Source organism: Aminobacter sp. P4_H6_2 (assembly GCF_056400805.1).
Genome location: NZ_JBFUKO010000175.1, coordinates 1 through 9,042, shown reverse-complemented (window position 1 = coordinate 9,042; position 9,042 = coordinate 1). Strand labels below are relative to the sequence as shown.

At 61.6% G+C, this 9,042-nt stretch carries 11 protein-coding genes; 5 read left to right on the top strand and 6 right to left on the bottom strand.

From position 1 onward, the window contains the following. Positions 1–26: 26 nt before the first annotated feature. The 3 genes from AC1DUU_RS14535 to AC1DUU_RS14525 all read right to left on the bottom strand — a co-directional run bounded on the left by AC1DUU_RS14535 (position 27) and on the right by AC1DUU_RS14525 (position 2,148). Positions 27–458 (bottom strand): hypothetical protein, encoded by a 432-nt coding sequence (locus AC1DUU_RS14535; RefSeq protein WP_476784115.1) that lies wholly within the window; start codon positions 456–458, stop codon positions 27–29. Positions 459–527: 69 nt separating this feature from the next. Further along, the gene (locus tag AC1DUU_RS14530; protein WP_476784114.1) at positions 528–884 is read right to left on the bottom strand and encodes a cupin domain-containing protein; all 357 of its coding nucleotides are present in this window, start codon (positions 882–884) and stop codon (positions 528–530) included. 10 nt (positions 885–894) lie between these two features. Continuing rightward, on the bottom strand, positions 895–2,148 hold the full coding sequence (locus AC1DUU_RS14525; protein WP_476784113.1) for a sarcosine oxidase subunit beta: 1,254 nt from the start codon (positions 2,146–2,148) through the stop codon (positions 895–897). Between the two features lie 215 nt (positions 2,149–2,363). Between AC1DUU_RS14525 and AC1DUU_RS14520 the strand changes: the two genes are divergently transcribed. Next, the gene (locus tag AC1DUU_RS14520; RefSeq protein WP_476784112.1) at positions 2,364–3,122 is read left to right on the top strand and encodes an SDR family oxidoreductase; all 759 of its coding nucleotides are present in this window, start codon (positions 2,364–2,366) and stop codon (positions 3,120–3,122) included. Positions 3,123–3,136: 14 nt separating this feature from the next. Here the strand turns inward: AC1DUU_RS14520 and AC1DUU_RS14515 are convergent, their stop codons facing one another. Together AC1DUU_RS14515 and AC1DUU_RS14510 are read right to left on the bottom strand one after the other, a co-directional pair. Next, the gene (locus AC1DUU_RS14515; RefSeq protein WP_476784111.1) at positions 3,137–4,351 is read right to left on the bottom strand and encodes an MFS transporter; all 1,215 of its coding nucleotides are present in this window, start codon (positions 4,349–4,351) and stop codon (positions 3,137–3,139) included. A 140-nt stretch (positions 4,352–4,491) separates the two neighbouring features. Further along, positions 4,492–5,670 (bottom strand): glycoside hydrolase family 5 protein, encoded by a 1,179-nt coding sequence (locus AC1DUU_RS14510; RefSeq protein ID WP_476784110.1) that lies wholly within the window; start codon positions 5,668–5,670, stop codon positions 4,492–4,494. Positions 5,671–5,912: 242 nt separating this feature from the next. Here AC1DUU_RS14510 and rpsU point away from each other — a divergent pair, with 242 nt between their 5' ends. The 3 genes from rpsU to AC1DUU_RS14495 all read left to right on the top strand — a co-directional run bounded on the left by rpsU (position 5,913) and on the right by AC1DUU_RS14495 (position 7,882). Next, a complete protein-coding gene (gene rpsU / locus AC1DUU_RS14505) occupies positions 5,913–6,179 on the top strand; it encodes a 30S ribosomal protein S21 (RefSeq protein WP_067958156.1) in 267 nt (88 codons plus the stop codon). 150 nt (positions 6,180–6,329) lie between these two features. Further along, the gene (locus tag AC1DUU_RS14500; protein WP_476784109.1) at positions 6,330–7,166 is read left to right on the top strand and encodes a tetratricopeptide repeat protein; all 837 of its coding nucleotides are present in this window, start codon (positions 6,330–6,332) and stop codon (positions 7,164–7,166) included. A gap of 122 nt (positions 7,167–7,288) precedes the next feature. Further along, complete coding sequence (locus AC1DUU_RS14495) at positions 7,289–7,882, top strand: NAD(P)H-dependent oxidoreductase (RefSeq protein ID WP_476784108.1); 594 nt, start codon at positions 7,289–7,291, stop codon at positions 7,880–7,882. Between the two features lie 114 nt (positions 7,883–7,996). On the opposite strand, the gene AC1DUU_RS14490 is transcribed toward AC1DUU_RS14495, so the two are convergent. Beyond that, positions 7,997–8,491 (bottom strand): DUF2165 family protein, encoded by a 495-nt coding sequence (locus AC1DUU_RS14490; protein WP_476784107.1) that lies wholly within the window; start codon positions 8,489–8,491, stop codon positions 7,997–7,999. Between the two features lie 223 nt (positions 8,492–8,714). On the opposite strand from AC1DUU_RS14490, the gene AC1DUU_RS14485 reads away from it, so the two are divergent. Then, on the top strand, positions 8,715–9,042 hold a 328-nt coding region (locus AC1DUU_RS14485), incomplete at its 3' end, for a DUF992 domain-containing protein (protein WP_476784106.1).

The window sequence follows — 9,042 nt, the reverse complement described above, 5'->3', positions numbered from 1 at the left end:
GTGAATGAGAAGCATCTGGATGATCCCTAGAGTTCGCCGGGGCCGATTTGGGTGCCTTGCGGTTGGTCGCAAAGCCTTTCGCCAAGTGCGGCGAACGGCGCCACCCGCTTGATCAGCGTTTCCACCGTGTCGACGGGCAGAAACAGATCGCGGTTGGCGATGTTGAGAAAGGTAAGCTCGAACGGATTTGCCGAGACGATGACGTGCCGCGGCTGTCGCGGCTCAGGGTCGTCGCCGTCGGATGCGTGTTCCTCGACAAAGGACACGACCCTGCGGCCGCCACTCCAGACACAGGCGAGAACGCCCGAGGCAACCGAAAACGGCCATTCGCTCTCATAGCCGGCACGGCTGATCGTCTGCAGCCGCACCTCGCTCATGTCGGGAATGTGGAACATACCCCTCTCGCCCGCGAGCACGAGCGGCGCCATCGCAACCAGGGTCGCGGCGAACGTCGACATCAGTGCGCCACCGCTGCGAAAAAGAAGCGAGGGGAACGGCGGATCATAGCCACGAGCGGCGTTCCTTCCTCATAATCGGGTTTTCGTGACGGCAGTCGCCGGATCGCCGGTGTTGGGCACGCCAGCGGGCTCGATCAGAAGGATGTGCGTTTCTTCTTCGGCCACGGGGCAATGCTCAACACCCTTGGGCACGACATAGAGTTCGCCCGGTCCCAGAACAACATCGCCGTCCCTGAGCTGGATGCGCAGCCGACCCTTGAGCACGAGGAAGAAGTCGTCGGTATCGGGATGCGAATGCCAGTTGAATTCGCCCTTGACCTTCACGACCATGATGTCGTTGCCGTTGAAACCGGCAACGATCTTGGGCGACCAGCGCTCGTCAAAGAGCGCCAGCTTCTCGGCGAGATTGACTGATTTTTCGGACATTCCCCGCTCCTCAGTGCGCGACCGCCGCCGCTGCCGCCTCGTCGATGAGCCGGCCGGTACGGAAGCGTTCGATGGTGAAGGGCGCGTTGATCGGATGCGGCTCGTCGCGCGCGATGGTGTGGGCAAAGACATTGCCCGAACCCGGCGTCGCCTTGAAGCCGCCCGTGCCCCAACCGCAATTGACATAGAGGCCCGGCACCGGCGTCTTGGCCAGGATCGGCGAACGGTCAGGCGTCACGTCAACGATGCCACCCCACGAGCGCAGCATCTTCATGCGCGTGAACATCGGAAACATCTCGCAGATGGCGTCGAGCGTGTGGTTGATGATGTGCAATCCGCCGGTCTGCGAATAGGAGATGTACTGGTCGGTGCCGGCACCAATGACCAATTCGCCCTTGTCGGACTGCGAGATATAGGCGTGCACGGTGTTGGACATGACCACGCAAGGGAAGACCGGCTTGACCGGCTCCGACACCAGCGCCTGCAACGGATAGCTTTCGAGCGGCATGCGCACGCCGGCCATGTTCATGATGACCGAGGTGTGGCCGGCGGCAACGACGCCGACCTTCTTGGCGCCGATGAAACCCTTCGATGTTTCGACGCCCGAAACGCGCCCATCAGCAGTGCGGCGCACACCGGTGACTTCGCAATTCTGGATGATGTGGACGCCGCGATCGGACGCGCCGCGCGCATAACCCCAGGCGACCGCATCGTGACGGGCGGTGCCACCACGACGTTGCAGCGAAGCACCAACGACCGGATAGCGGGCGGAAGCCGAAATGTTGAGCGGCGGGCAGAACTCCTTGGCCTGCTCGGGCGTCAGCCATTCATTGTCGATGCCGTTGAGCCGGTTGGCATGGACGTGGCGCTTCAGCACCTGCACGTCATGGACGTTGTGGGCCAGCATCATGACGCCGCGCGCCGAATACATGACGTTGTAGTTGAGGTCCTGGGACAGCCCGTCCCACAGCTTCAGCGCGTGATCGTAGATGCCCGCCGATTCGTCATAGAGATAATTGGAGCGGATGATGGTGGTGTTACGGCCGGTGTTGCCGCCGCCGAGCCAGCCCTTTTCCAGCACCGCGACATTGGTGATGCCGTGCTCCTTGGCTAGGTAATAGGCGGTGGCGAGGCCATGCCCGCCTGCGCCGACGATGATGACGTCGTACTCGCTCCTCGGCTCGGGCGAGGACCACTGCTCCTCCCAACCCTTGTGGCCGCGCATCGCCTCCCGGGCTATGGCAAAAACCGAATATTTCCGCATTGTTTCAGGGCCTCGCAGATGCCGCAAGCTTAAGAGCGCGAGGTGTAGCACTAGCGAAATCCAACGACCAGCCTTGCACTGTTTGCGACGGGGCCTGCCGTTTTGCGCCGCCCATCTGCGCCGCATGTATCGGGTGGCTGGCGAACCATCGAATTGCGAATGACGCAACCAGGCCAGCGGACACCCGCAGGCTGCAAGCGCATGGAGCAAGAACGATGTTTGGATTGAACGGAAAAGTCGCGATCGTCACCGGTGCAAGCTCGGGTATCGGCAGGGCGACGGCCATGTTGTTCGCCGACCAGGGCGCCAAGGTGGTGCTGACGGCACGACGGGCGGAGGAACTCAATGCGGTTGCCGCGGAGATCACGAGCGCTGATGGTGAAGCCGTAACGCTTGCCGGCGACATCAGGGACGAGGCATTCGCCAAGGCGTTGGTCGAGCGAGCCGTCGATGCCTTTGGCGGGCTCGACATCGCATTCAACAATGCCGGTTCAGTGGGTGAGATGGGCGACACCACCGGCCTGTCCACACAGGGCTGGCGCGACACGCTCGACACCAATTTGACCAGTGCGTTCGTCGGCGCCAAATACCAGATCCCGGCGATGCTGGAACGCGGTGGCGGCTCGCTGATCTTCACCTCGACCTTCGTCGGCTACACGGTCGGCATGCCCGGCATGGCCGCCTATGCGGCGTCAAAGGCAGGCGTCATCGGCCTGACCAAGGCACTGGCAGCAGAGTTCGGCCCGCGCGGCATTCGCGTCAACGCCTTGCTCCCAGGGGCTGCCGACACCCCGGCGCTGACAGCCAACACCCCGGAAGAACGCGCCTTCATCGAAGGGCTGCACGCACTGAAGCGTATCGCACAGCCCGAGGAAATCGCGCGTTCAGCGCTCTATCTCGCCTCCGAGGCGTCGAGCTTCACCACCGGCACCGCCTTGCTCGCCGATGGCGGTGTTTCGATCAACCGCGTCTAAGCAGACCCCATCCTTCAGGCCGCGCGGGGACGCGCGGCCTTCATGTTGGGCAAGAAGATGGTCAGCAGGCCGAGCAGCGGCAGGAACGAGCAGATCGCAAAGACATAGTCGATGCCCCTGATATCGGCGACGACGCCGAGCACGGCGGCGGCGATGCCACCGATGCCGAAGGCAAAGCCGAAGAAGATGCCGGCGATGAGGCCGACACGGCCCGGCACAAGTTCCTGGGCGAAGACGACGATGGCCGAAAAGGCGGAAGCCAGGATGACGCCGATTACCGCCGACAGCACCTTGGTCCAGAACAGGTCGACATATGGCAGCATCAGCGTGAAGGGCAAAACGCCCAGGATCGAGAACCAGATTACCGTCTTGGCGCCGAAGCGGTCGCCGATCGGCCCACCGAGCACGGTTCCGACTGCCGCGGCTCCCAGGAAGATGAACAGCATGATCTGCGATTCCTGCACGCTCACGCCGAACTTCTGCATGACGTAGAAGGTGTAGAAGCTCGACAGCGAGGCCACGTAGATCTGCTTGGTGAAGACCAAAAGCGCCAGCACCACCAGCGCGATCATCACCGTGCGGCGCGGCAACGGATCGAACAGCGCCGAAGTGGCGCGCTTGGCCCTGCTGACATGATGGCGGCTGTACCAGCCGCTGACGCGGAACAGAACGACGATGCCGACAAGGGCCGCCAGCGAAAACCAGGCGACGCTGGTCTGGCCCATCGGCACGACGATGAAGGCAGCAAGCAGCGGGCCGATGGCCGAGCCGAAATTGCCSCCGACCTGAAACAGCGACTGGGCAAGGCCGTAGCGGCCACCGGAAGCGAGGCGCGCCACTCGCGAGGATTCGGGGTGGAAGATGGCAGAGCCGAAACCGATGAAGGCAGCACCGACCAGCAGCATGGTATAGCTGTGCGCAAAGGCGAGCAGCACCAGCCCGACCATCGTCGACAACATGCCGACCGGCAGCGAATAGGGCATCGGCTTCTTGTCGGTGTACATGCCGATCAGCGGCTGGAGCAGCGAGGCCGTGACCTGGAAGGTCATGGTGAGCACGCCGATCTGCCAGAAATCGAGGCGGTATTCCTCACGCAGCATCGGATAAAGCGCGGTCAGCAGCGACTGCATGATGTCGTTGATGAGGTGACAGAAACTGACCGCGAGCAGAATGGCGAACACCGTTCCTTCAGCGCTTGACTGGCGGGCAGGGATAGCGGTGTCGGTCATATCAGTAGTTCCAGACTGCAAGCGATCATTTCAGAACCCTGCAATAGACGCTGGATGCCGGCGCTGCATGGTGCAACTTCGGCGGGTTAAAGGACCAGCCGCCGAAGTCAATCTCTGGAAGCGCCCGCTATCGGCCGATGTTATGGCTTCAGGCGCTTGGAGATCGGCTCGAATTCGGGCGTTGGCTTGCGCTTGACCGGATCGGGCTCGTTCTTTTCCTGGGCTTCCCAGTACTTCCAGTTCACCTTGCCCGAACCGAGCTCGTAATCCATGCCGTCCCAGGCGTCCTCACGGAAGCTGTAGAAGGCCCAGTGCAGCTTGTCGGCGTCGAGGGGCGCGAGCACGTCTTCGAGATACTGCGTGCAGAACGGCAAGCGGCGCATGCAGCCAAACTCGCCGGCAACGACCCGGTTGCGTGCAATGCCATGGCTGTCTGCCCATTCGACCGGCTGGGCCAGATAGGCCTTGACCCGCTCCGCGTCCCATTTCTGCTCGCCGTCGCCGTAAGGCACCATGCCCGGATACTGGTAGGGCTTTTCGCGCTTCATGTTGGGCGCGCTGGTGGCAGCGTATGGCTCATACATATGGAAAGAGTAGAGCACGCGCTCGTCGGTGAGCTTGGCTGGCCAATAGGAAAAGGCATCGGCCGCCGCATACCAGCCGGAGTCGGCCATGACAGGCGTTGTCGGGTCGACTTCGCGGATCGCCTTGATCATCGTTTCGTAAAAGGCAGGCAGGTCGCTCGCGCTGTCTTTCTGCTTGTCGTACCAGGCTTTCATSGCAGCCGGATCGGCATGCTCGGCGAGGCCATTGCCCTTCTCAGGTGCCGGCTCGTTGACGATGTTGTAGCCGGCGACCGCCGGATGATCCTTGAGCTCGGCGGCGAGATCGCGCCAGAAGGCGGCAGCCTGAGCCCAATAGGCCTTGTCTTTCCACAGGCGACCGTCGAATTTCTTGTCGTTGTTCTGAGCCCAGCGCATGCCCGGCAGCGACAAAGGCGCGATCACCACCTTGAGCCCGGCCTTGTCGGCGCGATCGAGCACGGCCTTGAGGGTTTTCACGTCCGAGGCGACGAGACCTTCATATTTGTCGGCGGTGCCGATCAGGAAGTCGCGCTTTTCCGGCTTCCACTTGTCATAGGACAATCGCACCCAGCTCGCGCCATAGCCGCGCAGGGCGTCGAAATAGGCCTGGTCGGGCGGCWGGCGGTTGAAACTGTTGCCGCCATGCTGCGGCGCGTCCCAAAAATGGATGAGATCGGCGGCATGCGCCTGCGGCAGGGCCGCCGCAAGCGCGAGGGCAACGAGAATCGAACGCATGAGAATTACCTTGCGGATTTGGAGAGGGCGTGGGATCGGCTTGGTCTCCAACAAATGAGGCGGAAATGGGCTCACTTGTCGGGCACATTTTACAGCGACCTCAGGAAATGCGGCCTTTGTGGTGGACAGGCAGACCTGATTCTGCTATCAGCCGCCCAACAATTCGCGGTGTCAGTCATCGCGGAGGCTTCGTGGCTATTGCCGCGGCCTTGAGATTTCGAACACGAACGACAGGATCACAAGTGCAGGTACTCGTCCGCGACAACAATGTTGACCAGGCGCTTCGCGCGCTTAAGAAGAAAATGCAGCGCGAAGGCATCTTCCGTGAAATGAAGATGCGCGGTCACTACGAGAAGCCGTCGGAAAAGCGTGCTCGCGAGAAGGCAGAAGCCGTCCGCCGCGCCCGCAAGCTGGCCCGCAAGCGCGCTCAGCGCGAAGGCCTGCTGCCCAGCACGCCGCGCCCGGCAGCCGCTGCTGGCGCCGGTGCTGGTGCACGTCCGGCACGTTGATCTGCCAATCTTTGGTCCTTTTCGAAGGATAACGACGAGGTGGGGCGACTAAAAATCGCCGCCACCTTTTTGTTTTGTCCGGCTTGCCGCCGGACGCAGCGCCCACTGCCCGGAGCGCGCAAGCGAGGACACGCAGCGATGAATGCAGTCATGAGCAACCGCACCTCACTGCTGCGCGGCGGCGCCATGACGGCCCTCATGCTTGTCGCGATGACTGTCGCCGGCTGCCAGTCGGGCGGTCCGGCAGGCGAACTGACGCGCATCGACACGGCGCAAGGCTCGAGCGAGAACATCTCCTCGCTGAGCGCCGTGATCGCCAGCAATCCCAACGACCCTCAAGGCTACAACGTGCGCGGCTCGGCCTATGGCCGCAGCGGCAAGTACCGCGAGGCCCTGCAGGACTTCGACCGGGCGCTCCAGCTCAACCCGAATTTCTACCAGGCCTATTCCAACCGAGCGCTGATCTACCGCTTCATGGGCAACCAGCCGGCGGCACTCGCCGACTACAACAAGGCCATCCAACTCAACGCCTCCTACGACGCCGCCTATATCGGCCGCGGCAATCTCTACCGCAAAGCCGGCCGCTCGCAGGATGCCTTCAATGATTTCCAAAAGGCGATCGAGCTCGACACCACCGACCCGCGTGCCTACCACAATCGCGGCCTGATCTATCAGAGCCAGGGCCAGCACGCCTTTGCCATCGAGGATTTCTCGAAGGCGATCTCGCTCGCTCCGGATTCGGCCGAACCCTACAATGGCCGCGGGCTCTCCTACCTCGCTACCAGTGACGACGAAAACGCTTTCGCCGACTTCAACATGGCGATCAAGCTCGACGGCAAGATCGCCGAGAGCTGGGCAAACCAGGCGCTGATCTATGAGCGCCGGGGCGACAAGGCCAAGGCCGCCAAAGCCTACGCCGAAGCGGTCCGCCTCGACCCGAACTACAAGCCGGCCGTCGACGGCCTGGCGCGCACGCGCGGCGTCTGATCCCCGGAGTTCCACGCGTCCTTGGACGCACACCTGGCGCTACAATATTTCTTAACCCGTGCGTGGTCCTATCCGACAACCGATCCAGACTTTCGGATCACGCACCAGCGTCAGGCCTCGCCGTGAACTGCCTCGTTGTCCTGTCGCATCCGCTGCCCGAAAGCCTCAACAGGCATTTTGCCGATATCGTTTTCGATGAACTCACCCGTGCTGGCCACAAGGTGACGCTGCTCGACCTCTATGCCAACGGTTTCGATCCGCGGCTCAGCACGGCCGAGCGCGGCTCGTATTATGGCGAGCGCTTCGAGGCTGGGGCCTTGATGAGCCACGCCGCGGCACTTCGCGAGGCGGAAGTGCTTGTCTTGGTCTTTCCGACGTGGTGGTTCGGCTTGCCGGCGATACTGAAGGGCTGGGTCGACCGCGTGTTTTCCCCAGGCATTGCCTTCGACCATGCCAAGGACTTGGGCACGATCAGGCCGCTCCTCTACAAGCTCCGCCATGTCGTTGCCGTCACCACGCTTGGCAGCCCGTGGTGGGTCGACCGGCTGGTCATGCGCCGCCCCGTTCGCCGCATCCTGAAATGGGGTTTGTTCAGGGCCTGCGCGCCCAAGGCACGCTTTGCGATGTTGTCTTTCTACGCAGCCGAAGAGTCTCCCGTGGCTCGGGTCGAGCGATTTGCTGGCACTATTCGCCGGCAATTGCGCAAGATCAAATAGGCTGGACCTGCTGTGCAACCTGTTCGCTCGACCAGACCAGCCTAGGCTTAGCTTGGGCGAGCCCGACTGTGCGTCAAGCAACACGCACAGGCCAATCACCAATGGGTTGGCGCATCACTCAAGTTCGCCATCCGGCAAGACCACATAGATCAGCACGGCGAGGATCGTCATGTAGAATTGGAAGGCGCCTTCCTGGCCGTTCCAGTCTGATGACTGCCACATGGAAAACCATTCACCGCCGACCACCATGAAGCCGAGGAACCAGACCATGAAGCCGACGCAGGCAGCGCCATGCACCCAGTTCTTTGCCGTGTTGAAACTGGCGGCCGTGCCATTCCGCGCCCGGAACATGGCCAGCGTGCTCAGCGCAAACAACACGAAAACCACTGCTTCACCTGCGATGATGAACCAGTAGCCGAGATGCCAAAGCGTTTCCGTGGTGATGGCACGGTACATCAAGGCGTTGCCGGGAAACGTCGTGTCCATGCTTAGAACATGGCGAACGAAGTTGTAGTTGGAACCGTAGTCGGTGAGGTTGTTGAACAGGACCAGGAATGCGAACGCGGCCAACGAGAAGCACATAAATGTCTTCGAAATTCGCGCAATCATAGTTCCCCCAGTTTTCGTTTTGCCCAAGCAAGGTTGCAAACATTGCACACAATCGCCCAATGTGATCACAATTTATGATCATAAAATGAAATCCGTCAAGCCGTACTGCAAACTGGGGTTGTAGAAAGGATGATGTGGGGGTGCGGACCGCAAGTCCGCACCATGGGAACCTTTCGGCAGCTAATCGGTTGATATTTCTTCATGCCCCTGAAAGGAACCCGCCATGAAGAAGCTCATCCTCGCAGCGCTTGCCCTTGTGCCGCTTTCAGCGCCCGCTCATGCGGATTTCGGCGTCAAAGTGGGACTTCTCACCTGCGTCATCGATGGYGGCGTAGGCTTTGTCATCGGCTCGAGCAAAGATATGCGGTGCACCTTCACGCCAGCCAACCGCAACGACCCTCAGCAGCTCTATTCGGGACGCATCAATAAATATGGCGTCGACGTCGGCTTCACCAACGGAGCGATCTTACAGTGGCTGGTGATGGCGTCGAGCGGCGATGTCCATTCCCCTGCCCTGCTCGCCGGAAACTATGCCGGTGCCAGCGCAGAGG